This window comes from Thermogemmata fonticola (assembly GCF_013694095.1).
Lineage (GTDB): Bacteria > Planctomycetota > Planctomycetia > Gemmatales > Gemmataceae > Thermogemmata > Thermogemmata fonticola.
Genome location: NZ_JACEFB010000010.1, coordinates 41990 through 65140 on the forward strand (window position 1 = coordinate 41990; position 23151 = coordinate 65140).

The following is a 23151-nucleotide window of genomic DNA, read 5'->3' on the forward strand; positions in this document are numbered from 1 at the left end:
CAGGTCTCTCCCTGATCAACCACCTGTTGGCTGAGAGCGACCAAGCTGCTACGGACTCATACGAATGGCACCGAAGGGTACCCCTTCGGTGCTTTTCTGTTCCTCTATCTAGTATCGACTCCCAAAGCTAGCATATCCCGCCCATGAGGCTATATGATGGAAGCAAACCATCCCGTAGATGAGGAGCCAAGAGGATGAAGTGCCCCACGCTTGAGCGGCGCTATCTTTTGGGCTTGCTCCTGGTAGGGGGATGGGGATGGCTTCTCGGCACGGGGTGCAGCGGCAATGGAGGAGGGGAATCCACGCCGGCGGATTCCCAGCCCGCAGCCGAGGAGTGGTTTGCGGATGTCACCGAATCCTGGGGCGTGGACTTTGTCCACGATGCCGGGCCGACCGGCACGTATTTCATGCCACAATCGATGGGATCGGGGCTAGCCGTTCTCGACTGTGATGGGGACGGTCTGCTCGATTTGTACTGGCTGCAATTCGGCGGCCCGCAATCCTCATCCGTCAATCGCCTTTACCGCCAGGTGCAAGCGGGAAAGTTCGAGGATATCACCGCGGGTTCCGGCCTCGATGTCGCCGGTCACTGTCATGGGGTAGCGATTGGAGATGTCAACAACGATGGATTGCCGGATGTGCTGCTGACTTTCTATGGGAGTGTCCGTTTGTTTCTCAATCGTGGTCAGGGGCGATTTGAAGATGTGACCTCCGCCAGTGGCCTGCTCAACCCCCTTTGGGGGGCCTCTTGCGCTTTTCTCGACTACGATCGGGACGGCTGGCTGGATATAGTGGTGGTGAATTATCTAGACTACGATCCGAAGGTGGAATGCCGCTCACCCGAAGGAAAACTGGATTTTTGTGGTCCCAATGCGTTTCCACCCGTGTGTAGCAAGCTCTTCCGTCATCGGGGTCTGGCCGGAGGGGTGCCGCGGTATGAGGATGTGAGCCTGACGTCGGGTTTGGGGCGGCTCGCAGGTCCCGGCTTGGGAGTCACGGTGGCTGATTTCGATGGGGATGGCTGGCCGGATATTTTTGTGGCCAATGACGGCGCGCCAAACCGCTTATGGATGAATCAGCGGGATGGCACCTTCCGGGATGAAGCCGCCTCGCGGGGTGTAGCCCTGACGGTCATGGGAAAGGCCTATGCAGGCATGGGAGTGGCCATTGGCGATACGGACAACAATGGTTTGTTCGACATTTATGTGACCCATTTGGGCAGCGAAACCCACACGCTTTGGCGGCAGGGACCACGGGGATTGTTCCGCGATCAAACAGCCGCGGCGGGTCTTATGCAAAGTCAGTGGCGTGGCACGGGATTTGGCACCCTGATGGCGGACTTCAACAACGATGGCAGCCCGGATATCGCCCAGGTCAACGGCCGGGTTCATCGCGGCGGCCCGGCTCAGGATGCCCGCCTGGGTTTCTGGGAAACTTACGCGGAACGCAATCAGTTGTTCGCCAATGACGGGAAGGGCAAGTTTCGGGACATTTCCGAGGAGAACCCGGCATTTTGCGGCTATTGGAATGTGGGTCGCGGCCTGGTCGCTGCCGACTTGGACGGGGATGGAGGCGTCGATTTGATTGTCAATGCCATCGGTAGCCGTGCCCGCATTTTCCGTAATGTGTGCCCGCAGCGCGGACATTGGCTGGCGCTGCAAGTGGTCGATCCCAAGCTCAAACGTGAAGCATACGGTGCTGAGGTACGTGTCCGTGCGGGCGGGCGAGAATGGGTTCGTACTGTTCAGCCGGCAGAAAGTTATTTGAGCAGCAGTTCACCTTATCTCCATATCGGGCTAGGAACGGTAACCGCGGTGGATGCCGTCGAAGTCCGCTGGCCGGATGGACAGGGGGAAGTGGAACGATTCACGATTGGAGGTGTGGATCGTCGGGTCTGTTTACGCCGGGGAGAAGGAATGGCGGTCTCGTCCAGTCCCGGCCCTTCTCCGAGTCCTGGGAAGCAGCCATGAAAGCGCGGCACTTTTCCGAGGCTTCTGCGCCGCTGGCACCAGAATCACCCTCGGCCCTGCCAGCACCGCCGGCCCCTACTCCCTCTGCAAGCGGAAATACCGGTAAGCGTAAGCGAAGCCTGTACTGGCTGTTGGCCAGTGGTGCAATCGCCTTGGGAGTCGGGATCATTTGGACCGTTTGGTTCTTCTGGCCACCACCGCTGCCGGAACCGCCTGTGGTCGATAGTGAGGAAAGCGAAGTCCGCCGGGTGATTCAGGAGTATCATCAGAAGTTGTTACAGCAGCGCCGGCAAGCCTCGGCTTGGGGAGACTATGGCACGATCCTGTTGGCCCATCTGTTCGATCGGGAGGCGGAGGAATGTTTTGCGGTGGCAAGCCGCCTCGATCCGAACGATCCCCGGTGGTGTTACGCGCGGGCACTCATCGCCCTGAAGCGGCGGCCGCAGGAGGCAGTGGATTTGCTTCGGCAAGCGGTTGAGGCGAGCCGCAATCAGCCACAATACCAACTGGTTTGCGAGATGACACTGGCGGAGGCTCTTCTGGAGCGCGGCGAGTCCGAACAGGCAGCGGAGCTGTTCCGCAAATATCTGTCACCCCCGCCGGGGGAACCACGCGCCCGCTTCGGTCTGGCCCTGGCCGCTATAGCCTTGGGCCACACCGAGGAGGCATGGTCCCATCTGCAAGCTATACGTGAATACCCTTGCTGCCGCAAACAGGCCCATACCCATTTGGCGGCACTCGCGCGGATGAAGGGCGACCTGACCGCCGCACGCCAGTATGAATCGATCGCTTCCACAGCAGACCCTGACCCGCCCTGGCCTGACCCTTACCTGGATCACGTGGTCAGTCTACAAGTGGGGCGGCGCGGCCTGCAACGGCGTGCAGGGGTTTTGGAAAGAGATGGACGTTTCTTTGAAGCCGCCCAATTGTACCTCAAAGCTTTGCAAGATCAGAAGACGGTGGATGCTCTCCTGGGTGCCGCCGTCAATCTGGCCCGCTTGCATCAGCATAGCGAAGCCCTGAAATTGCTCCAGGAAGCTCGGGAATTGGATGCCCGCGATGCCCGCGTGCAATACACCTATGCGTTGGTTCTGTATGCCCATGCGGAAATCGTCCAATCCCACAACCCCGGCCATCCCCAACTGCGCGAATGGTTTCAGGAAGCTGCGCCGAAGCGGCACGCCTGGCGATCGAGCTGAGACCAGATCACGGCCATGCCTGCCTGTTCCGCGGTTTGGCCCTCCTGCAACTGGGACAGGCCCAAGAGGCTATCGCACCTTTACGCCAAGGGTTGGCCATCGAACCGGACAACTTCGAGCTGCATTTGGCCTTGGGGCAGGCCCTTGTCCGGTGCGGGCAATTTGCAGAGGCGGAAAAGGAGTTGCAGACGGCGGCCCAACTCCGCCCGATGGACCCACGGCCTTCCCTGGAGCTGCAACGCTTGCGTCAACGCTGACAGTTGATGCAGGGTGAAGGTGAGCGGGGATTGGAATAGCCCCTTGCTGTGGTTGCGGGCTAGGGGCGTAGTGGGGGGTGGGAACCGACAACAGGCATGCCAAATACCTGACCGGTGAGCATGAGCACAGCGGGATGCCGGACGTCCTCATTAGCCGGCATTGGTGCCCGCCGTTTTGAGGTCTTCCATAGCACGGGCCACGGCCAGGGGCAGGACTTTACGGATGCGGCGTCCGCGGCGAATTTCCGCCCAGTTCTTGAGGATGTACTCCGCCTGGCGGCTACCTGTGCGGGCAAAGTATTGGTGCAGCAAGGGGTGCATCCATTCGTAATCCACGTGGGAGCAATCGATGACTGTCACGCTCTTGCCGTGGAGCTTGGCCGGCACCTCGTTTTTGGGATCGTAAATGAACAGTTCGCCGCCGGTCATCCCGGAGCCGATCTCGTTTTCGACCGGTCCGAGAATGAGAACCCGCCCGCGGGTCATGTATTCGCAGGCATATTTGCCAGCGGCTTCGGCCACGATGGTCGCTCCGCTGTTGCGGATACCCAAGCGATGGCCCGCCCGGCCGCCGATGAAGATGGTGCCGCCCGTGGCACCATAGCCGACGTTGTTCCCGGCCACGCTCTGGATTTCGCCCCCATAGTCGCTGGCAGAATAATCTAGGGTCACTACCACCGTCCCACCGGAAATTCCCTTGGCCACGCCATCCTGGGCAAAGCCTCGCAGCTCCAAATCCAGACCATTGACGCACCAGGCGCCGAAACTTTGTCCGGCTTCCCCCTCAAAGCGCACGCGGATTTTGCGATGATTCGGCATTCCTTCCCGCCCGTAGAGCTGGGCGATTAGACCTGCCACTGTTGCCCCCACACTGCGGTCGGAATTGCGAATGCGGAAAACCAGATCGGCGTTCTGGGCCGTATCGATGGCATCATAAGCGGCATCGAGAATCTTCCGATTCAACCCCAGATCGATCTCCTTGACTCCGCTGGCAGGTGGCGGGTTCTGGGGATACTTCTCTTCTAACCGGCACAAAGCCATGTCCGGTTGTAGGAAGCGGGACAAATCGAGCAAGGCGGCACGGGGATGGCGCGTTTTCAGGTCGGTGCGGGGCACAAGCAGTTCGCACCGGCCGGTGATATCCGACAGTTGCCGGAAGCCCATCGCTGCGAGAATCTGGCGCACTTCTTGGGCCACGGCCAGCAGGTAGGCTTTCGTATGTTCCGGATGACCTTTGAAAATCTCCGGACTGCCTGTGATGCCGGTGGGGCAATTCGGAATGTGGCAACTTTTACAGACGATGCACCCTACGGAGACCATTAAAGCCTGGCCGAAGCTGAACTCGTCAGCGCCGAAGAGGGCGTATTTGATGATGTCGTAGCCGTTTTTGATACCGCCACCGACTCGCAGGCGGACCGTACGGCGCAAGCCATTGACCACCAGAGCCTGATGGGCCTCGGCCAGCCCCATTTCGCTGGGCAACCCAGCGTGTTCCTTGCTGGAGACCATCGCCGCTCCGGTGCCGCCGTCGATGCCGTCAATTTCGATGATGTCCGCACCGGCCTTGGCCACGCCCACGGCGATGGTGCCGATATTCTCCACGGCCACTAGCTTCACCGAGACTAAGACTCCCGGCTTGACGGCCTTCAAATCGTAAATGAGCTGAGCCAAGTCTTCGATGGAGTAGATATCATGATGGGGTGGCGGACTGATCAGGTCCGTGCCGGGCTTGGCGAAGCGGATTTCGGCAATTTCCGTGGTCACTTTCTTGCCCATCAACTGCCCGCCTTCTCCCGGCTTGGCCCCCTGAGCCATTTTGATCTGAATTTCTTCGGCATTGACGAGGTATTCCGCATCGACACCGAAACGGCCGCTCGCCACCTGACGGATTCGGCTACGGAAGCGGCTCCTGCGAATATCGCCACCGAGACAGTAGATTTCGGGATGCGCCAAGCGTTGTTCGCGGACCTTCTCCCAGAACGGTCCCCATGCTCGCTCCGGAATATCATTGCGCCAGCGAGCCTCTCCCCCTTCGCCGCTATTGCTGAAGGTGCCTAGTTCGTTGAGGGCAGCGGCAATCGTCATGTGGGAAGCACCGGTGAGGGCACCGTGGCTCATGGCAGCACCGCGGAAATGGCGGCGGATGATATCCTGTGCTGACTGGACCTCTTCCAGCGGCAGGGGGCGGGGCGCCTGAGCTACCGTGAACAGGTCGCGCAAGACGGTGGGAACCCGTGTATTGATCAACTCGGTGAACTTGGCATATTTGCTTTCGATCCGGTGAAAAACTTGGGGGTCGCACTCTGCCGGAGGGGCAGTATAGGCCATTTCGCCACCCCCAGCGTCCGGTTCCGGATGGGCTTCCTTGACGGCGTCGCGCAAAGCCATGCGCACTTTGGCATTGAAGGCGTGATAGTCCCGGTTGCGACCAAGCACCGTCATCTTTTCGGCTTGTTGCACCCGCCATTGGGCATCTTCCACCAGTTCGGCCAAGCCGATTCCGCCCAATCGGCTGGGAAAATCCCCCAGGAACTCCATCAGTTCGGGACCAAAGCCCACTGCTTCAAATAGCTGTGCCCCGCGATACCCTTCGATGGTGGTGATCCCCATCTTCGAGATCACCTTCTTGATGGTGTCTTCCAGAGCAATGAAGAGGTTCTCCAAAGCCTCGCGCGGCTCAAGACGCAGCTCGTTCTTGGAATCGGGGTCCTTAAAGATCAAGCCATCCTTGACCAACCGGAGCATGAGATATGGATGGACCGCATCGGCTCCGAAAGCGACCAAGCAGCAAACGTCATGCCCTTCCTGAATGTCACCTGCTTGGACGATCAGGCTACAGCGCTGCCGCAATCCTTGGCGGCAGAGGTATTGATGGACAGCTCCCAGGGCCAGCAAAGAAGGAATGGGGTAGATGCCGCGTTTGCAGGCTTCCTTGTCGGAGATGCAAAGCACGTGGTAGCCGTCATGGATGGCCTTCTCAGCGGAGCTTTGTAACGCGATCAGACTGGCGCGGAGGGCTTCGACGCCGCCGGACAAGGGGAAGGTGGCATCCAACAACTTGAACCCCAGCACCTCGTTCTGCCGGATTTCTTCGATGATGGCGTCGGAGATCACCGGCGAAGACAACTCCATCTGGCGGATAGGGAGTTCGTCGCCATTAGCCCCCTGACCGCCGCAACGGGGAGCACGTCCAATGTAGGTCGTCAGCGACATGGCTCCGCCTTCGCGATATGGGTCGATCGGGGGATTGGTCACTTCCGCAAAAGTTTGCTGTAAATACTTGAACAAGGTCGGATGGTGCTGGCTGAAGATAGTCAACACGCGGTCATGGCCCATAGAGCTGAGCGGCTCCTTTTTGAGCTTGGCCATTTCTTTGACGAAGACGGCCCGATCGAAGTCCCAACCCGCCGCTTGCAGCAGATGATCTAACGTCCAGTTGCGGTCAGCCAAGGCGGCCTCAATCAGGTCCTCCGTTTGCCGGGTGTAGTCAAAGCCTTCCGGAATGATAATCTGGCGGCGGTTGAGTTCGTGCAGATCGCCCAACTCGGCTTTCGCCTCGGCGACGACCCGCGCAAGGATTTGGTGGCTATCTAGGCGTTCTCCGCTGGTAGTATCCAGGGCAATCATCTGTCCTGGCTGCAATTGGCCACTGGCGACGATGGTGGTGGGATCGAGGCCGAACACCCCCGATTCGCTCCCGATGTACAACCAGCCGCGGCGATCGGAACACCAGCGGACAGGTCGCAGTCCCATCCGATCCACAAGGCCGACCAGGATACGGCCATCGGTGCCGATGATTCCTGCGGGTCCGTCCCAAGCCGCCAGGGAACCCAAGGTTCGCCGATAGTAGGTGAACAGATCAAAAGCATCTGGTCCCCAAACGTCAGCCTCTGTGTCCCAAACGGGCGGAATAGACACGCGGAGCGCCCGTAGCAAGCTCCAGTTTTGCTCCAATACCAGGTATTCCAGCCATTCGTCGAGACTGGCGGAGTCGCTCATTTTCGGCGAGAGCAACTCCCCCCCTGGAATGGGAGGTTGTAAACTGCGGGCGAAGGCAGAAACAGCATTGCGATTGGTGCGGATTGTGTTGATTTCCCCGTTGTGACAGGTCATGCGAAAAGGTTGAGCCAGCGTCCAATTCGGGAACGTATTGGTGCTGTAACGCCGGTGGAAGATGGCAATACCAGTTTCAAAGTTCGGTTGGGTTAGGTCCGGGTAGTACTCGGCCAATTGGGGGCTTCGAAGTAGTCCTTTGTAACTGATCAGGCGGGTGGAAAAGGAAGGGATGTAGACCTGAAGCCCCTCCTCGGCCAAGCGGGCACGCAAAGCCAAACGGGCGCGATAGAGCCGGCGCTCAGCCTCGGCCTCGTGGGGGACGTTGACCCGATACAGCCATTGCTCAATGCTCGCCGGCCGCGTCGAGCGGGCACGTGCCGAGAGCACATCGTCACACGTGGGAACGGGCCGAACGCCTAAAAGCGGAAAGCTCTCAGCCGGGATGCATTCGCGGATCAACTGCCGGACGCGATCCTGGCGAACCGGGTCGCTTTCCATCAGAAAGATCACGCCGACAGCTAAGAGATCTTCCGGCTTGAGATAACGCGCGCCATCCAAGCGAAGCCGACGGGCTTCCTCCTTGAAAAACGCTTGCGGAATGACAGCAGTTAGACCTGCTCCATCTCCCGTGTCTCCGCAGACACCGCCCCGGTGCTCCATGCAGGCCAATGCCGTCAGGGCCTTGCGGACCACCTCGTGGCTCGGCTTACCATCTTTGGCAGCCACTCCGCCAATCCCGCAGGCATCCCGACCCACTTCATCGGTGTACAGCAAATGGCCCTCACGTACACGCTGCCAACCATAGGCATCCACGGAGATCGCCTCCTCAGAAAAACCCTGCCGTCGCGACGTTCTGTCTCGCAACTCCGGACGGAACACCAACACATCGAATAGTCTAGTGTATTCCGGCCCCGACTCGGCTGGCAATCAATACTTGGGTATTTCCGATGAAGTGCCCCTCATAACCGCTCAGGATTTTAGCGGCTGTAATCAACAAAAAACCTCATCGTGGGGGAAGAACCAGGCAAAATGGAAGACTCTCTATTTGACCCGAGCCAAGCCAAGGAAACACTCCCGCCTCGCTGAACGTGATCAGTCTTCCAATGCTCGCACTACCTTGACCAGAACCCTACCTCAGTCACACCCCAGCTAGCAACCCCTTACTGAGCAAAGGGATGAGAAATTTCACTGCCATCTTGAATGTTTCGGAGACATCGGGTACAACAAATAGCACTCGGTGACCGGTAACTAGCAACTGGGGCTGGATGTTCCGACAACAGGAAGTGAGGACTTCCTGTGACATATGGGGGATGATTCACGCAGGCCGTCACTGGAGTTTTTCACTGTACGCCATCCCCACTAGAGCCCAAAGCCAGTTCCGGTAACAGCCGACTCGCAGAGTCAATGGTGTTGTCCCCATCTAACCCTTTTTCCAGAAAGGAACCTCCGCCATGATGGACTTCCTCAGCCGAACCGAAGTCATGATCGGTATGGTTATCGCATTGGTCGTTCTCATCGGCGTGATGATCTTCCTGCGCATGAAACCCCGTGATGACGACTAAGGCTTCGGTCGGATTCCGCCACATTCCCTTTCATCACAGGGAGATACTGACACTCCCGCGAAAAAGGTGCTTTCGGCTTCCAGTCGTGGTGGAATAGACCTTATCACGGCTGGAGGAGTGGTAGTTTTTGGTATTGGCCGGTCTAGCCGATCGTCACGAACACGGAAAAAACCACCCAAACTCTGGACCTGGATAATGTGCAGACTTCCGCCGAAGGAAGCGCGGGGAATTCCGTGGAAATGCAGAGTTCACCTCTGGGCAGGCCGCTGATTGGAGCAAGGAGAAAAAATTTTTAGAGATAGAGACTGCCGTATTTGTATCGGATTGCAGAGGGTGCAACCAAATTCTCTGGGAGTTCCCTGCCGGGCAGCTCTGCTAGTCTGGGGAAACACCTCGCGGGTTCAGCCCCCACCCCCAGAAAATCTGGTTACACCCGGTTGCAGATAGAAGTTAGTATCGAGTTGCAGATAGAACAGTTTGGAGGATAGATTTCGCCTGTTCCTCGTTGAGGTCTCCCAAGGTGGGGAAGTGCCACGGGGGGGCTAGGTGTTTCAAGCGTCGATAAACTACCACTGTGGCGGCATCCTTGTCCTGGACGCCCCAAGCTGTGAGGTTTTTGGAAGTGAGGGGAGCTAAACCCACGGGAATGTTGGCGATTTTCATCGCCTGAATCCAATCCTTGATTTCTTGCACGTAGCGATCGCGGTTTTCGTCATCCGGGTATTCCTTATCCGCCGTCACAGCGATTTCCGTGCCACTGTCGTCCGTGAATTTGACCGCTTTCTCCCCCGCTTCAGTCCGCAGGAAGAGAATCAGACCATTCAATTTATCAGCGCGGTACTTAGGCATGACAGCATCGAGATCACGGATCAGCTTGCCCACCGGGGTGTCCGCGGTGATCTGTTTGGGATCCGCTCGTAGGAAGAGGATGAATACCGGAGACAAGCCGTATTCACAAACGTAGCAATGAATTTTCCCCGATCGATCACGCGGATCCCGTTGCATTTTGCCGTCTACGGTTTGCGGGGGGAATCGCCCGTCTTGGACGATGAAAGCTCGGAGAGTAGATGGGACCATTTGGGCAGAGGCGGGGGGTGTTTTGGGCTGCGTCCGGCCATCGGGATGGAAAGCTAAAAAAGTCAATCCGCTAAGAACACCACAGATGACGGCAATCCCGCGCATAGTCGTCTCCGGTTATAATGGAGTCTGAAGTGGGACTCCCGATACTACGGCTTATAGATGGGGTCGCCGAATATAGATCCCAGTGATGGGCGGATCCCATTAAAGACCCCGTGGCAGACGATCCCCTTTGCTTTCACATTGGCAGTTGCCGTTGTGGGTGTCAAGGGAAACTAGGATTTGCCGGCTCGCTGCGGGGAAGTCGGGACGTGGCAGGACCGTCAGGTTGAGTCCGATCCTACCCAAAGGAGGAGGGGAGTTGATGCCTTTGCGAGACGATCAGTCCGTCCAGAAGCCGGCTGTGCGCGATAGTTGAGTTTTGAGTCGGCTGACGCTGTGAGAAGTGATAGCATCTATTAGACTACTTTCAGGTTATCCGAATCCATCTTGTAATCCGCACTGATCGAGGTTACCAGACATGGCAGTACAAGTCGTCTGTCCCGATTGCCAGGCTCGATTGCGATTGAGTGAGCCGCCGGAAGCGGGCATGGAAATTGGATGCCCACGTTGTGGCGGGAGTTTCACTTGGTCGGGTGAAAGAAGGGTTCGTTCGGCGGAGGAGGACGGAACAGGCCGTGGGCGTAGCTCCCGCGATGGAGCAGCGTCGGGCGCTGCTACGGCAACCCGACCCAAAAAGAAGGACAAGCCGCGTAAGATCAAACTGAAAAAGCGTAAAACCAACCCTGCCTTGCTCTGGGGGGCAGTCGGGGGCGGTTTGGTATTCGTTCTCGTCCTGGCCGGCTTGCTTTACTGGTTTTTCAGCCGCAAGAGTGTCGCCCAAGAAATGATCGCTTATCTTCCGGCGGCTTGCGATGAAATCAGCGGCATCAATGTCGGGCACCTGAGCCGTTATCCCAAGTTCTATGAGGCCTGCGAACAGGTTATGACGAATTACGGCTTCCGCAAGGCGATGGAGGCCTTTGCGAAGGTGACGGGACAAAAGGCAACCGACGTCGTGGACTATGTGGTCCAAGGCTACGGCAAGCAAGGGGGCCGAACATTGGAGGCGACGGTGCTCCGGACGAAAGCGGAATTCGATGTCGGACTACTGGCCAAGATGCCCGGAGCCCAGAAGTACACTGCCGAAGGAGTCGATTATTACACGATCCAAGATCCCGGTCTGCGCTATCCGGGAATTCGAGTGTTTGCCCCGACCAATCGGCTCGTTGTGTTCACCCGCGGCGACATGGGTGAAGACGTTTTTCGGGCCATGATCCAAGGACACAAAGGGAGTGAGGCAAATACAGCGTTTAGACGGGGTGGTCCACTGGCTCAGCAAACGGTGAGAGGCACAGTCTGGCGCTTTGTGCTCTACGACAGCGGTGTCATTGCCCGGATGCAACCGCCGCCGAAACGGGATGGCGCCGCCATCGGCGGAACCAATGACGAAGACGACCTCAAGCGGGAGATCGCTGAGATACTCAGCGGAGCAAAAGGTTACGGGATCAAAGCCAGCGTCGGTTCGCGAGATGTGCGGGGGGAATGGCTGGTTTGGTATAACGACAGCGAAAAGGCCGTCCAATTACGGGATAAATGGCGGAATCTAGGCTGGGTGCGAGACGATGAGCAAAGCCCGCCGCGCTGGTGGAAGGCCTTGGCCAACAAGTCAGGGGGCGGCAACACAGCACCGAATGTGCTCAAAGATAATCTTTCCTTCCGGGCTAGTTCCGGAGTGTTTATTGTACGCTCGGCGATGGAAGTGAAACTTTTGCAGAATGGCATCGGTTCGCTTGTGAGCACATTCACCGGGGAAGGGAGCGGTGGCTTCATGCCGCCTGGTATGCCGGGAGGAGGGATGCCTCCTGGGGGTATTCCGCCGGGGGGAGCCGGCGGTCCCGGCGGGCGACGGCGCCGCCACCTGCGGACTGGCAGCCCACAGCAGCGGATAACAACCTGTTAGGCGACGCCCGTGGATGAGAGGCATTCTGGCCTTCTCTGCGAAGCGGTGACTACAATGCGGTTGTGAGCGATATCCGAATTGTGCCCGGCCCGGCTGGTCCCGCCGATTGGCCGCCCCCGGAAGCCTGCCGTCAGCCCATCGCCCTCCTGATCAGCGGTGGGATCGACAGTGCGGTCATGCTGGCGGATGCCGCCCGGCGCTTCCCGCGCGTCTATCCTTTGTACATTCGCACGGGACTGATTTGGGAAGAGGCCGAATTGGCCCATCTCCGCCGCTACTTGCAAGCCATAGAGTCCCTGCAAACTATTCAGCCGCTTGTGATTCTGGACCAGCCGGTGGGCGATCTTTATGGCGATCATTGGAGTCGTAGCGGTCAAGGAGTCCCGGCGGCAGGGACGCCCGATGAGGACGTGTACCTTCCGGGCCGCAATGTGTTACTGCTATCCAAGGCCTTGCTTTGGTGCCATCTGCACCACGTGTCCCTGTTGGCTTTGGCTCCGCTGGCCGCCAATCCTTTCCCGGACGCCACCCCGGCCTTTTTTGCTGCCATGGCGGCTGTGGTGGGTCAAGCCGTCCGCGACCGCTTCACGATTGTGCGGCCCTATGCCCATTGGCACAAGCCCGAGGTGATCCGCCTGGGACAGGAACTCCCCTTGCATCTGACCTTTTCATGCATTCAGCCGGTGGCGAATGGGCGTCACTGCGGTCGCTGTAGCAAGTGCTACGAACGAGCTGTTGCCTTCCGCGCCGCAAGGCTGCCGGATCCCACAGACTATGACCAGCCGGTTCTCTTGCCCCCGGATGGAGAGTGTGGTCATGTTTCGCGTCAGCCGTGAAATCCATTTTTGCTATGGCCACCGGCTGCTCCATTATGCCGGCAAGTGCCGCCATCTACATGGCCACAATGGCAAAGCGGTTATTACCTTGGAAACCCGCGATCTCGATGCCCGGGGCATGGTCGTGGATTTCACTGACATCAAACAGATGCTCGGACGGTGGATCGACGAAACCCTCGATCATAAGATGCTCCTGCACCGGGACGATCCGATCATTCCGGAATTGCGACGGCTGGGGGAACCTTTTATCACTTTGGAATGCAACCCCACCGCGGAGAACATCGCCCGCCTGATTTATGAACAAGCCCGCGCTTTCGGACTGCCCGTCGTCGAAGTCACACTGTGGGAGACCGAATCCTCCTATGCCACCTACCGTCCACCGGCGGGTGGTGATAAGTGTTAAGGCTTGCCGCGCTAGGATGCCGTTTCCTGAACTGATCCCCGGATCGACATCGGCCCCCCGTACTCGCCCGGATCGCTGGCCTAGACTGTTGACAATATGGCGATTCTGCCTTAGGCTCGCTAACACCGCCGTTTAGCCGGAAGATATGGGTGCCTGATACCCTGCCATCAGCCCAGCAGGTACTGCCGTAACACACAGACCGGCTAGCGTATTCCAAGGATTCCACCCGCCGGACCAAACAATCGGAGGCTCCTCATGACGGCATCTCTATCCCGACGCCAAATGCTAGCAGCGGTTGTGACACCGGTACTGCTTCCTCCGTCACGAGTGCCGGCATCGGAACAGGTACCAAAAGATGCTCAAGCGGCAGACCTCCTCCGGCTATTCCAGGGCATGATTCGCTCTCCGGATTATCGCCATGGCCCCCTCAAGACGCTCAACGATGAGTTTCCCTTTTTCGTCCCGCGGGATCGTGAAAGTTGGGAAACCCGCCGGCGTCAACTCCGGGAGCAATTGCTCGTGGCACTGGGATTGTGGCCGATGCCGGAAAAGCCGCCTCTGCATCCGGTGATCCACGGCCGGATTGTCCGCAAAGGTTACACCATCGAAAAGGTTTATTTCGCTTCCTGGCCCGGCCATTACGTCTGTGGGAACTTGTATCGCCCGCAGCCCAAGGGAGAAGGAGTGGCAGGGAACAAGGGAGAGGTTCGGTACCCTGGCGTGCTCTTTGCCCATGGGCACTGGGCCAATGGCCGCTTTCACGATGCTGGAGAGAAGGCAGGCCGCGCGAGTGTAGCCTCTGGCGGGGAGCCAGACCTGGAACGTGGCCGCTTCTTCATGCAAGCACTGCCGGCCACACTGGCTCGACTCGGTTTTGTCGTTTTCCATTACGACATGGTCGGCTATGCGGACAGCACCGCGATTGCCCACACTCAAGGCTTCCGCGATGCCGAGGCAGAATTACGCCTGCAATCCTTCATGGGGTTGCAAACCTGGAATAGCATTCGGGCGTTAGATTTTCTCGCCAGTCTTCCTGATGTCGACCCTCAACGTTTGGGAATGACAGGGGCATCCGGCGGAGGCACGCAAACCTTCATCTTAGCCGCCATCGATGACCGCCTACGTGCGGCCTTTCCCGCTGTAATGGTTTCTACCAGTATGCAAGGCGGATGTGTATGTGAAAATGCCTCTCATCTGCGAGTCGGCACAGGAAATGTCGAAATCGCTGCTCTTTTTGCGCCCAAGCCCATGGCCTTCAGTGCGGCTAACGACTGGACGCGCGAGTTCCTCAAACGGGGTTATCCCCAACTGCAACAACTCTACGCTCTGTACGCTGCCGAAGACAAGGTCCAAGCACGCGCTTGGCTGGAGTACGGCCACCAGTACAACGTGCATGCCCGGCAGATGATGTATGCCTGGTTCCTTAAACATCTGCAAGGCCGGGACGCCCACATCGAAGAACCGCCTTTTGAACCTGTTCCTCCCAAGGAACTGTCTGTTTTCGATGCCGATCATCCCCGTCCTAAAGACGAACGGGATGCCAAAAGCTTGAGGGAGTACCTCACGCAGCAGAGCGAAAAGCGCAGGTCCCAGTGGCTTCCCAGCGATTCCCAACGTTTGCGGACGTTTCGTCGGATCGTCGGGACGGCCTTGCGTGTCATGATCCATAGCCAACTGCCACAGCAAGTCGTTCCGCGCAACGTCCCCGGGCTGGAGCTACCCCGAACAGTCACGATAGTAGACCAGGCGGTGCAATTGCATCTAATCGGCCGGGATCAAGAGCGAGACGCCTTGCCGGTCGCTCTGTGTAGCCCGTCTAAAGGAGGGGAGAACCGTTGCATTGTGTGGCTCCACCCCCAAGGTAAGGCGAGCCTGGTAGTGGATGGCCAATTGCACCCCGCCCTCCGCCTACTTCTAGCGGCTGACTGCACAGTGCTGGCTCCTGACCTCCTCGGAAGCGGAGACAATGCTCTGCCCAAACCCTTCCAGGTCAACAAGGACTATGCCGGCTATACCTACGGCTACAATCGCACTTTCCTAGCTCAGCAGGTGCACGATGCTCTCACGGTCATAGCCTGGTGCCACCAACTTCATAAAGGAACCGTGGTCCATCTGGTGGGGTGGGAGAGTTGCGGTTTGGTAGCCCTACTGGCCAAGGCCATGGCGAGGGAAACCGTGGGCCGGACAGCGGCGGACTTGCAACAGTTCTCGTTTCATACAATCACAGATGTTGCGGATCCCCGGATGTTGCCAGGGGCCGTCAAATATGGCGACGTTCCCGCTTTTGCCGCCTTGTGCGCACCGGACCCCCTGCTCGTGTACAATCACCGCGAACTAGCCCGCGATCCCTGGCCGGAAAACGCTTATCGAACCGCTCATGCGTCGCACCAGTTGCATCGGCTAGCGGGGCCTCTCCCAGCGCATGAGGTTGTCCGCTGGCTCTTGCAAGGGAGTTGATCACCCCATCAGGAAGATGGCATTGCCGAGGGTAAGCCGTGATCGCGGAGTGAAGGAGATTCCCCAGCGCGGCTAGCTCATACGCTGGAGGGCGAGAACATCATGGGACGGTGGCTAACAGGTGGTCTCATAACACTCGCGGGTTTAGTGTGGGGAAGCAGTTGCTTTTACATCGTGGAACCGACCGAGTACGTCCTGGTGACACGGTTTGGCCAGTTACGGGTCGTGCGGGATGGAGGTCAGGAAGCTGGGCTGCATCTGAAGGCACCTTGGCCGGTGGATGCTGTGCAACGGCTGGACCGCCGGCTGCAAGTGTTCGATCTACCCGCCGTGGAGTCCCTCACGCGGGACCCTCTTAGTGGAGCTGTGGATACCACCCTGACGGTCGAGGCATTTGTAGCCTGGCGCATTCCAGATGCCGCCGCCGCGGACCGTTTCTTCCGCACCCTGCGGACGCCGGAACAGGCACGCAATGTGCTGGCGCCATTGCTCAATGGCCGATTAGCCGCCGCCATTAGCGCTGTACCAATGCAGGAATGGATTGGCGTGGTCGATACGCAAACCGCCGCCGCTGCTCTGATCGGCTGGCCGGCCACTATCCCTGGGACAGAGAGATTGGCTCAACAGGATCTCCAAGTCATGGATCGGCGGAGTGAACGGTTGCGCCAGCGCTGGCTTCAGGCGGATGGCCAAGACCTAACCCAACAGGTGTTGCAAACCTACGGGGTCGAGTTGCTCGATGTCCGACTGCGGCGATACTACTATCCAGAAGCGGTGCGCAGCAGCATTGCCGAACGTATTCGCAGCGAGCGGGCACGAAAAGCTGCCGATTACGAAACGCAGGGTCGGCAACAGGCATCAGCCATCATCGCCGAAGCGGAACGTCAAGCCCGTACCATCGAAAGCCAAGCCCAAGCTCGCAAAACCCTCATCGAAACTCAGGCCCAAGCCGAGGCCGCCCGCCTCCGCGCTCAAGCCTATGCGCACGACCCCGATTTCTACCTGTTCCTGGAGAATCTCCGCGCCTTCCAATCCGCTCTCTCCCAAACCCGTGATCTGCTGCTGTTAAGCACCCGGCATCCTTTGCTCCGGCCACTGGCGGGACCTCCACAAACCTCCCGGTCTAATGACATGGGCACTCCCCCTCCATCCCCGATGATACCCCAGGACCGGAAATGAATTCCACGTGTGCTTCTGGAGACCTACACGGCCATGCTCTCGCTCCGCTTTCTCCTCCTGGCAGCCGTGGTGTTGTGGCTGGGCAGTGGGATTACCATCATTCGTCCCGGTGAACGAGCTGTAGTGCAACGCTTCGGCGCTATCGTCGCACACCCCTATCCCGGCCTATGGCTCGGCTTGCCATGGGGAATCGACCGTGTGGAGCGTTTCTCCGTTCAGGTGGTTCGCCAGATTGCAGTCGGCTATGATCCCGCGCGCGATGAACCCTTTCTCGGTCAGTTCCTCACTGCAGACCAAAATCTGGTCCAGCTCCAACTGGCTGTCCATTATGTGATCGGCGAAAGCGATAGAGAACTGGATGCCTACCTGGCTCAGCGCACGCAAGTGGAGGGAGTTTTGGAGCGACTGTGCGAAGCTGCAGTTGCGGAATGGGTTAGCACCCACAATGTGGACGAGGTCTTACTGACAGGAAATGCCGCCTTGCCGATTTGGACCCACCAACGCTTGCAACAGCATTTGCCGGCCTATCAGCTCGGCATCCACATTCAGCAGATACATGTCGTCTGGCTGACACCGCCGGAAGAGGTGCGTCCTGCCTTCGCTGCTGTGACGCAGGCTCAGACCGCCATCGGCATGCAACTTTTGAAAGCTCAGCAACAAGCCGAACAGCGCCAGCGCCAGGCGCGAGCATTAGCCTACCGGCTGGATCAGCAGGCGGAGGCTTTTCGCCAGAGCCTCCTCCAGCAAACCGGTGCCGAGATCGAACAGTTCCAAACACTGCAACAGGCTCTCGGCCGCTCTCCGGACCAACTCGTTCTGTTCTGGTGGCAGGAAATGCAGCGGTGTCTCACGGACCTGAAAATCCGCGGGGGACGCGTTGAACCGATCGACGCTCAAGCCCATCCGCAGGGCTTGGACCTGACACATCTCCTGCGCCTGCGAGACAACCCAAGCCGATGAAAGTCTTGTGCCTTCCTCTGCTTTCAGGTATTCCCTCCACTGTTCCTGGAGTGATGATCCAGATATGACTGTGACGACATCCCTTTGGCGGTCGCCGATGCCGGTGAGCGCTGAGGAACTTTCCGATTGGCATGACCGTCCAGGCGCCTTGCAGCGCTTACTGCCACCCTGGGAACGCGTGCAGATTTTGAATATCCAAGGCCGACTGTCCACAGGACAGCAGCGGGTTGTCTTTCGCTTGGTTCTGGGGGGGATAGTCCCCATCCGCTGGGAAGCGGAAGCTTCTAACTATCAACGCGGTCAAGGATTTGTGGATGTGCAGCTTCGCGGCCCTTTTGCCGAGTGGAGGCACGTCCATCGTTTCATCCCTCAAGACGAAGAACGGGCGCTGCTCCAGGATGAAGTCAGCTTTCGCTTGCCGGGCGGTTTTCTACTCCGTGGTCTCGCCAATCGAACAGTAAGGAAGCGTCTGGATCGTATATTCCGCTATCGTCATCAGGTGACAGCGTCGGACCTTCACCGCCATCGGAAGTATCGCCATCTGCCACGGCAGCGGATTGCCATCACGGGTTCCCGCGGGTTGATTGGTTCTGCGTTAGTTCCTTTTTTGACAGCGGGAGGTCATGAGGTCATCCGGTTATTGAGCCGTCCCGCGACACCAGCTTATGACGACGGTACTCTCTGGCACGTGTGGCCCGCAGAGGAACCAGCGCCAAACGCCCAACTGACCCAAGTTGATGCCGTCATTCATCTGGCGGGCGAGAATATCGCTATTGGGCGGTGGAATGCGCAAAAGAAGCAGCGGATCCGCGAGAGCCGCGTGGGGCCGACGCGCCGTCTGGCGGAAGCCCTCGCCGCTCTCCCATCGGGTCAACGTCCGCATACGTTACTCTGTGCCTCCGCTGTGGGCTTTTATGGCCATAGGGGAGAGGAGGAGTTGTTGGAAGACTCGCCCGCTGGCGAGGGCTTTTTCCCGGAGGTTTGCCAGCAATGGGAGGCGGCCACGGAGCCGGCCCGACAGGCCGGTATCCGTACCGTGCACTTACGCTTCGGCGCTGTGCTCAGTCCACGAGGTGGAGCACTGGCCAAACAACTGCCTGCCTTTCGCTGGGGGTTGGGCGCAGTGCTGGGCAGTGGCCAGCAATGGTTCTCCTGGATCAGTATCGAAGATGCTATCGCTGCCATCTATCACTGCCTGATGGAGCCGTCCATTCAAGGTCCAGTTAACATCGTCGCTCCTGAGCCTGTGCCGCAGCGCACCTTCGCTAAGACGTTGGGCCGAGTGCTGCGCCGACCCGCCTGTGCGTGGTTACCGGCACCCGTTGTACGCTGCCTTTTCGGGGAATTGGCTGACCACGCTCTGCTGGTGAGTACCCGGGCGCGGCCTGGAAAACTCCTCGCTACCGGCTTTACCTTTGACTATCCCGATCTAGAGAGTGCGCTGCGATTCCTGCTGGGACGCTGATTCCACCCCGCAGTATTCCCCTGACTTGTGGCAACAAGTAATTCCTAGGCATAGAGGGATAGCTCAGATGATGGGATGGGGAGAAAAGGACGGAACCGGCGCGGTTCTGTACACCACCTTGAGATAACGATTCTGCGCTATCTGGCTGATTGCATCACCCCATGTGGCCCACTGGAACATTCTGCATCTATGACCCTGTTCCGCCGCTATCTGGTTGTGTATTCCCTGATGCTATGGCAGGGGGGATTTGTGTTTTACAGTGCGATCGTGGTGCCTGTCGGAACAGCCACCTTGGGGTCTGCCGCTGCACAGGGTGCCATTACGGCACGGGTGGTGGAGGCTTTGCATCTCCTGGGTGTTGTTTCTTTGGCACTGCTGCTCTGGGATATGCTCGCAGGCGAGGACCCCATCCTCTCCCGCCGCTTAGCCCGCTGGATCGGCTGGCTGATCGCAGCAATCTCCCACGGCCTGCTACTCTACTTCCATTTTCTGCTACTCAATTTTATGGACCCTCAGCGCCGCTATGTTGTCATCCATCCTCCCTTTTATCCCATACATCAATTATATTTATGGACATCCACAATTCAATGGATAGTCATATCTGTCTGGCTATTTCTGACCATTATGGCTTGGAAATATGTTGAAGACCGAAAAGCATGATCGTGTTGATAGTGATGAGGAGGGCATCGCTATGAAGTTTCCCCAATTGTACTGGCTTGTGGGAGCGGTGTTGTGGGTCTGCACATGTCCGCTACTCGCGTCAGAAAAGCCGAATTTCGTCCTCATCACCTGCGAGGATATATCCCCGCATTTGGGTTGCTACGGTGATCCAGATGCTATCACGCCACATTTGGACCGCCTGGCTTCTCAGGGGGTGCGTTTTACCCAGGCATTCACTCATGCTCCCGTTTGTGCACCGTCTCGATCAGGCATCATTACTGGTATGTATCCTACAACATTAGGAACGCATCATATGCGATCCAAATTGGTAAAAACACCTCCGTTGTTTACGGATTATCTCCGCAAAGCAGGCTACCAAGTCGTTTGGCCTCCCGCCGCCGGCGGTATCGGCAAGACAGATTTCAACTTTGACGTTCCGAAAGGTTGGGTCGACCTGCGGGTGGATTGGACGGCCAAGCCTGAGGTGTTGCGCCCTCCCTTTTTCGCCATCTACAACATCACGGTGACACATGAAAGTCAGGTCCGCGCCTCTCGCTATCAGTATGTCCGTAATACAGCACGGCTAACTCCTCAGCAGCGTCACGATCCGAACAAAGTGCGAATACCGCCATACTATCCGGATACTTGGGCGGTACGGGATTGCATGGCAGTTTATCATGATAATATCACTGCAATGGATTATATTGTCGGCGATATACTTAAACTGCTGGATGAGAAATGTCTCAGTCAGAATACCATAGTGATATTCTACAGTGATCACGGAGCGGGTCTGCCGCGTGCGAAGCGCTGGCCATACGACAGCGGCCTGCGGGTTCCCCTGATTGTTCGCTGGCCAGGAGTCATTCCTGCCGGCAGTGTGCGTGACGATCTGGTTGCTTTACTCGACCTGGCGCCTACACTATTGGCCCTAGCGGGAGTCGATATCCCCACCCACATGCAAGGCCGGGTGTTCCTCGGTCCCAAGACACAATCGCCGCCAGAGTTCCTCTTTGCAGCCCGCGATCGCATGGATGAGGCCTATGATCGCATCCGTTCTGTTCGCGACAAGAGGTACCGCTACATCCGTAATTTTCATCCCGATTTGCCTTACATGCAATATATCAATTATATGGATGAAATGCCTATAATGCGCGATTGGCGCCGTCTGGCCTTTGAAGGACGTCTCAATGCAACTCAAAAACTCTTTATGGCTCGTACTAAACCCCAGGAGGAATTATACGATATCAGCAATGATCCCTACGAAATTAAGAACCTGGCCCAATCTCCAGAACATCAGGAGGTTGTGCGGCGGATGCGGGAAGCACTGGAACGCTGGATTCGGGAGACAAAAGACCTGGGGGAGATTCCGGAGGCGGAGTTGATCCGCCGCGGAATCGTGCACGATGTGCTCAGCCAAGAGTACGAAGCCCGACGGAAATTGCATCCTCGGACCCCGCCGGTTCCTCCCGAGGATTAGGAACCAAGGTAGCGGAGTTCAACCCTCCCGCCAACGGCGCAGCAGGTTGTGGGTGATTCGTTGGACGCGGGGATCCGGTCCGTGAGGCCGGCCATTGTGCACGTAAGGCAACCAATGTCCCGGAGGACTGCTCAACCCTTGTGCCCAAAAGATCGTGGAGGCATTGAAGACGATGTTCCCTTTGGGGCCGGAATAAATCGTGGCTTCGTAGTGGCTCTCCGCTTCACCGGCCGTCCAGGTTTTACCCGAAGCGACCACTTGCAAACCCGGAATGTCAGCGGGGTCCCCGTGGAACTCCCATCCTACCAGACCGGGGATAGCCTCGCCGGCTCGCATCCCGGTCCCCTCGAAAATCCAATGCTGAGGCAAGCGGCAGATCCAATCGCCGGAACCGTTGAATGGAGAGACGGTCTGAGCACCAATGAGCGTTGCTTCATTGGGTGCCTGCACAGGCAGATCGGCCATATATTTTTCTTCTCCGGGACGGATGCCACCGTAGCGCCCCACCCGTTCGATGACCCGATGCGGCTGACCACTTTTTCCCGCGCTAGCTTCTAGGACAAAGCAGCAGGTGTTGCCGGAAAAGAAGCCAAAATGAACCCCCCGTCGGACCGCTTCCAAACAGTGGTCGAATTGCCGCCGCGTCCAATACTCGTCGTGTCCTACGGAAAGGAAGGCTTTGCAGCGGAGCAAATTATCGAGAGAGCGATCTACATCTTCGTTGGCACAGTAGGTCACGTCATAACCGTGCTGTTCCAGCCAGTAAGAGAAGGGAAACTCGAAGAGAAGGAATTCGCCGGAACCAAGGGACAAGGGATTATCCGTAACTTGCCAATAGCGGGCGTAAGGCCGATCAAAGCTGACGCGGACCCCTGAAACCAGCGGTTTGCGATCAGGACGGTCGTTGTCGTAGAGTGAGTCGGCGGCGGGCCATTTGTTGTAGGCTTGCCAGGTGTTGGTGCTGCATTGAAACAGTAGGTCCGCCCGGCGGTTATCTCGAACGATAAAGATGCAATAGCTTTGGTAACGATGGTTCTTGGCGTTCAATTGAGCCAAATACACTCCGCTGAGCCAATCGGGGGGAATGGTGATCTCCACGGCGGGTTTCCATTGGCATTCCCGTAGCCGTTTGTCCCCTCGTGGTGGGATCTCCTGACTCCGACCCTCGAACGGCCCTAGAGTGGCCACTAAGCGTCCCCCGCTGCCACCATAATAACCGAGCCGGTAAATGGCGATATGGAAAGGAGTAGGTGGGTTGGTGCTAACGCAAAACCCAATCGTTTCCCCCGCTGCCACCGAGGTGCGGGTGCAATACCCCTCGATCAGAGATTGGCGCAGGCGATTGCCGGCATCAAACTTGATGTAGGTGAGTTGCCACTGGTTGGTGCCAGGCCGCTGATTCTCCTCGATAATCGGATTGGCGCGCGGGGCGGCAGCATGAACAAAAAGGTGCGTGCCAGAAGCGAACGCGGTCGTTGCAATACTGCCGAGGAGAATGTCCCGGCGTGTGGGTTGATTCGACATTGGCATGCCCTCTCTGACCGTGTGCCTGGTCCGTGATTTCCGGACCGAACGATTGATCGTTCGGCGG

The 23151-nt window shown here is 58.0% G+C and carries 16 protein-coding genes; 12 read left to right on the plus strand and 4 right to left on the minus strand.

Annotation, left to right across the window (positions count from 1 at the left end; genetic code table 11):
- Positions 1 to 194 precede the first annotated feature (194 nt).
- Genes H0921_RS12845 through H0921_RS12855 form a run of 3 tightly spaced genes read left to right on the plus strand, consistent with a single transcriptional unit; the run spans position 195 to position 3426 of the window.
- Entirely contained in the window at positions 195 to 1970 is a 1776-nt protein-coding gene (locus H0921_RS12845; RefSeq protein ID WP_194538777.1) for a CRTAC1 family protein, read from the plus strand.
- Positions 1967 to 3169: a tetratricopeptide repeat protein gene (locus H0921_RS12850; RefSeq protein WP_194538779.1), complete on the plus strand. Its 1203-nt coding sequence runs from the start codon at positions 1967 to 1969 to the stop codon at positions 3167 to 3169. Before H0921_RS12845 ends, H0921_RS12850 begins: the two co-directional genes overlap by 4 nt.
- Complete coding sequence (locus H0921_RS12855; protein WP_194538781.1) at positions 3121 to 3426, plus strand: tetratricopeptide repeat protein; 306 nt, start codon at positions 3121 to 3123, stop codon at positions 3424 to 3426. The genes H0921_RS12850 and H0921_RS12855 overlap by 49 nt, the downstream gene beginning before the upstream one ends.
- A 150-nt stretch (positions 3427 to 3576) precedes the next feature.
- Here H0921_RS12855 and H0921_RS12860 read toward each other — a convergent pair whose 3' ends face one another.
- The 3 genes from H0921_RS12860 to H0921_RS12870 all read right to left on the minus strand — a co-directional run bounded on the left by H0921_RS12860 (position 3577) and on the right by H0921_RS12870 (position 10226).
- Positions 3577 to 8295 (minus strand): glutamate synthase-related protein, encoded by a 4719-nt coding sequence (locus H0921_RS12860; RefSeq protein WP_194538783.1) that lies wholly within the window; start codon positions 8293 to 8295, stop codon positions 3577 to 3579.
- Between the two features lie 527 nt (positions 8296 to 8822).
- Positions 8823 to 9068, minus strand: coding sequence for a hypothetical protein (locus H0921_RS12865; RefSeq protein WP_194538785.1), 246 nt, complete (start codon positions 9066 to 9068; stop codon positions 8823 to 8825).
- Between the two features lie 426 nt (positions 9069 to 9494).
- Entirely contained in the window at positions 9495 to 10226 is a 732-nt protein-coding gene (locus H0921_RS12870; RefSeq protein WP_194538786.1) for a hypothetical protein, read from the minus strand.
- Positions 10227 to 10641: 415 nt separating this feature from the next.
- Between H0921_RS12870 and H0921_RS12875 the strand changes: the two genes are divergently transcribed.
- The 9 genes from H0921_RS12875 (at position 10642) to H0921_RS12915 (ending at position 21560) form a co-directional block, all read left to right on the plus strand.
- Complete coding sequence (locus H0921_RS12875; protein WP_194538788.1) at positions 10642 to 12123, plus strand: zinc ribbon domain-containing protein; 1482 nt, start codon at positions 10642 to 10644, stop codon at positions 12121 to 12123.
- Positions 12124 to 12185: 62 nt separating this feature from the next.
- A complete protein-coding gene (locus H0921_RS12880; protein ID WP_315851894.1) occupies positions 12186 to 12959 on the plus strand; it encodes a 7-cyano-7-deazaguanine synthase in 774 nt (257 codons plus the stop codon).
- The gene (locus tag H0921_RS12885; protein WP_194538790.1) at positions 12940 to 13362 is read left to right on the plus strand and encodes a 6-pyruvoyl trahydropterin synthase family protein; all 423 of its coding nucleotides are present in this window, start codon (positions 12940 to 12942) and stop codon (positions 13360 to 13362) included. Before H0921_RS12880 ends, H0921_RS12885 begins: the two co-directional genes overlap by 20 nt.
- A 255-nt stretch (positions 13363 to 13617) precedes the next feature.
- Positions 13618 to 15819 carry an alpha/beta hydrolase family protein gene (locus tag H0921_RS12890; RefSeq protein ID WP_228499621.1) on the plus strand — a complete coding sequence of 734 codons (2202 nt, stop codon included), beginning with the start codon at positions 13618 to 13620 and terminating at the stop codon, positions 15817 to 15819.
- A 102-nt stretch (positions 15820 to 15921) separates the two neighbouring features.
- Positions 15922 to 16998, plus strand: a complete 1077-nt coding sequence (gene hflC, locus H0921_RS12895; RefSeq protein ID WP_194538792.1) for a protease modulator HflC — start codon at positions 15922 to 15924, stop codon at positions 16996 to 16998.
- Positions 16999 to 17007: 9 nt separating this feature from the next.
- Positions 17008 to 17958 carry an SPFH domain-containing protein gene (locus tag H0921_RS12900; RefSeq protein ID WP_194538794.1) on the plus strand — a complete coding sequence of 317 codons (951 nt, stop codon included), beginning with the start codon at positions 17008 to 17010 and terminating at the stop codon, positions 17956 to 17958.
- 64 nt (positions 17959 to 18022) lie between these two features.
- Positions 18023 to 19423 carry a TIGR01777 family oxidoreductase gene (locus H0921_RS12905; RefSeq protein WP_194538796.1) on the plus strand — a complete coding sequence of 467 codons (1401 nt, stop codon included), beginning with the start codon at positions 18023 to 18025 and terminating at the stop codon, positions 19421 to 19423.
- A gap of 189 nt (positions 19424 to 19612) precedes the next feature.
- On the plus strand, positions 19613 to 20083 hold the full coding sequence (locus tag H0921_RS12910) for a hypothetical protein (RefSeq protein ID WP_194538798.1): 471 nt from the start codon (positions 19613 to 19615) through the stop codon (positions 20081 to 20083).
- A 31-nt stretch (positions 20084 to 20114) separates the two neighbouring features.
- Positions 20115 to 21560, plus strand: a complete 1446-nt coding sequence (locus H0921_RS12915; protein ID WP_194538800.1) for a sulfatase family protein — start codon at positions 20115 to 20117, stop codon at positions 21558 to 21560.
- An 18-nt stretch (positions 21561 to 21578) separates the two neighbouring features.
- Here H0921_RS12915 and H0921_RS12920 read toward each other — a convergent pair whose 3' ends face one another.
- Positions 21579 to 23090, minus strand: coding sequence for a N,N-dimethylformamidase beta subunit family domain-containing protein (locus H0921_RS12920; protein WP_194538801.1), 1512 nt, complete (start codon positions 23088 to 23090; stop codon positions 21579 to 21581).
- Positions 23091 to 23151: the final 61 nt, after the last annotated feature.

Bases quoted from the DNA above. Each gene is read 5' to 3' on its own strand.
- H0921_RS12845 (WP_194538777.1), top strand. From the start codon at position 195: ATGAAGTGCCCCACGCTTGAGCGGCGCTATCTTTTGGGCTTGCTCCTG.
- H0921_RS12850 (WP_194538779.1), top strand. From the start codon at position 1,967: ATGAAAGCGCGGCACTTTTCCGAGGCTTCTGCGCCGCTGGCACCAGAA.
- H0921_RS12855 (WP_194538781.1), top strand. From the start codon at position 3,121: ATGGTTTCAGGAAGCTGCGCCGAAGCGGCACGCCTGGCGATCGAGCTG.
- H0921_RS12865 (WP_194538785.1), bottom strand. From the start codon at position 9,068: ATGTGGCGGAATCCGACCGAAGCCTTAGTCGTCATCACGGGGTTTCAT.
- H0921_RS12870 (WP_194538786.1), bottom strand. From the start codon at position 10,226: ATGCGCGGGATTGCCGTCATCTGTGGTGTTCTTAGCGGATTGACTTTT.
- H0921_RS12875 (WP_194538788.1), top strand. From the start codon at position 10,642: ATGGCAGTACAAGTCGTCTGTCCCGATTGCCAGGCTCGATTGCGATTG.
- H0921_RS12885 (WP_194538790.1), top strand. From the start codon at position 12,940: ATGTTTCGCGTCAGCCGTGAAATCCATTTTTGCTATGGCCACCGGCTG.
- H0921_RS12890 (WP_228499621.1), top strand. From the start codon at position 13,618: ATGACGGCATCTCTATCCCGACGCCAAATGCTAGCAGCGGTTGTGACA.
- hflC (WP_194538792.1), top strand. From the start codon at position 15,922: ATGGGACGGTGGCTAACAGGTGGTCTCATAACACTCGCGGGTTTAGTG.
- H0921_RS12905 (WP_194538796.1), top strand. From the start codon at position 18,023: ATGACTGTGACGACATCCCTTTGGCGGTCGCCGATGCCGGTGAGCGCT.
- H0921_RS12910 (WP_194538798.1), top strand. From the start codon at position 19,613: ATGACCCTGTTCCGCCGCTATCTGGTTGTGTATTCCCTGATGCTATGG.
- H0921_RS12915 (WP_194538800.1), top strand. From the start codon at position 20,115: ATGAAGTTTCCCCAATTGTACTGGCTTGTGGGAGCGGTGTTGTGGGTC.
- H0921_RS12920 (WP_194538801.1), bottom strand. From the start codon at position 23,090: ATGCCAATGTCGAATCAACCCACACGCCGGGACATTCTCCTCGGCAGT.